This window comes from Vibrio sp. 5S239, assembly GCF_041439575.1.
In the GTDB taxonomy this organism is placed as follows: domain Bacteria; phylum Pseudomonadota; class Gammaproteobacteria; order Enterobacterales; family Vibrionaceae; genus Vibrio; species Vibrio kanaloae.
Genome location: NZ_JBGOOM010000059.1, coordinates 1 through 1,857 on the forward strand (window position 1 = coordinate 1; position 1,857 = coordinate 1,857).

At 40.3% G+C, this 1,857-nt stretch carries 1 protein-coding gene; it reads right to left on the minus strand.

Going from position 1 to position 1,857, the window contains the following annotated elements; genetic code table 11:
- Positions 1 to 598: 598 nt before the first annotated feature.
- Positions 599 to 1,687, minus strand: coding sequence for a hypothetical protein (locus tag ACED48_RS20390; protein ID WP_017057326.1), 1,089 nt, complete (start codon positions 1,685 to 1,687; stop codon positions 599 to 601).
- Positions 1,688 to 1,857 lie beyond the last annotated feature (170 nt).

A 1,857-nucleotide genomic window follows, 5' to 3' on the forward strand; every position in this document is an offset into this window, starting at 1 on the left:
GCATACTAAAAATGCCACGCGTTGCGAATCTGCCTTAAGCGCTTTGTTAGTTTGCTACCGTGATGAAGCCAAAGGTTTAGCGCCAAGGTGCTGAATTAGCTCTAAAACTAATGGCTTTAAACCCAAAAGTAAAACGGACAGCTCAGAATTTAAACCCAACCAACAAAACGCACTTGGCTAAGAAGCGACAGACGACAAACAACGACGGTTTGAAGTGCTTTAACTGGCAAAGGATTCGTTCGACCAACCTGACAACCAAATATGACCAAGCAATTTGTTAACGAATTAGCCGCCAAGAAAAAGAAAACGCACCAAAGAACTAGCAATAATGTTAGAACCAGTAAGTGACTCACTCACCGCAAACGCTTCCAACATAGTGCCACCGGAAAGTTCGTGAGATTGGAAGACGAACAGGTGAATAGCTAGAACGCAGAACAAAGCTTTTAGACCACAAACGCTTTTCTGCCCTTTGCAAACTAACGCCTTGCTAAGGTGCGGCTAACCACCACGAAACCCGAGCAAAGCCACCGCAATCACTAAACCCAACCGAACCAAAATCGCCAAAGGTTAGCCGTCACTCTTAAGCAATTTGTTATATTTACATTTCGAAGTATTTTTGACCATTCTCCCAATCATGTTGCAAAATATCATTAAGGTGAAATGTGCCATTTTTTAACCAGTGATTTTGATCACTGAAAAGATGGTTAACCATAAAATTTGCCCAGAAGTCTTCAATGGTTTCAACTCCATCAATTAAAGCCTGCACTGCATAGCCTATGACACGCATAGTTAAAGTATTTGTAAGATGGTAATACCACTCAACCCTCTTGGGATCTATGTCTTCAGAGTTAAGTTCACTAGAGCCCTCATGGAATATTGCACAGCGATATTGATACATTTCCTTAATTTCTTTAACCCACACTTTCCCCATTGGATTGATATTTGACTTGAATTTTTCATTGTCGACAAGAGTATCCATGATTGCTTTAGAATCTGCACCTCTTGGTGCGCCGATAACCATACAATACCTACGAACAAAAGCACTGTCCGTGCACTCTTTATCAGGCAACATAGCTTCAAGACCTATCCAGTTAAATGCAAACTTATGCGTAATGTGCGAGGAAAACTGTGCTTCACGTTCCCACTCTAGGCATTTATAAATCCGTTTACCTAGATCATTTAATGTCCCTCTTAGAAAATGACCTAGTAACCAATCCCAAACGTCAGTTTCTAAGGCCTTAACAATACCTGGACCAAATGGTGAATTAGAGCTTGTTATAGGTTCAAAGTTTCCTTCGTTGCAAACAACTCCAATAGCCTTTCCTTGACTGCGATCCCAATTAATAAATCGAGCTTTAGCCGAGAAGTACTTTTTGTTAAATAGAGCCAAAGCCATATCCGCTACAATAAGCGCATTTTTAACTGTATCTTCATCAGTGTTTACTGTTGGTACGATTAGCAATTTTGGGTTATTTAGCGTTAGTTTTTCAGATGCTTCTAGTCCAAAACTTTCAAACGAAGATTTTAAAGATGATGAGAAGGGACTTTTCATTGATTCTGGAAGATCACTAACTTTACAAATATACATGTCAGGACCAAGTCCTAAGGGAACTACTGGTGTAGTAATCATGCCTGTAACAACTACAGCAACCCATTGTTGGTACTTTCCTAAATCGATTGTTTTCACTATATCCCTCGTAAATATAACGCTAAGCTAAGTAGTGAGCAACGCAATACGAAGTCACCGCATAACACCTTAAACACATAAATCAACGCATACTAAAAATGCCATGCGTTGCGAATCTGCCTTAAGCGCTTTGTTAGTTTGCCACCGCGATGAAGCCAAAGGTTTAGCGC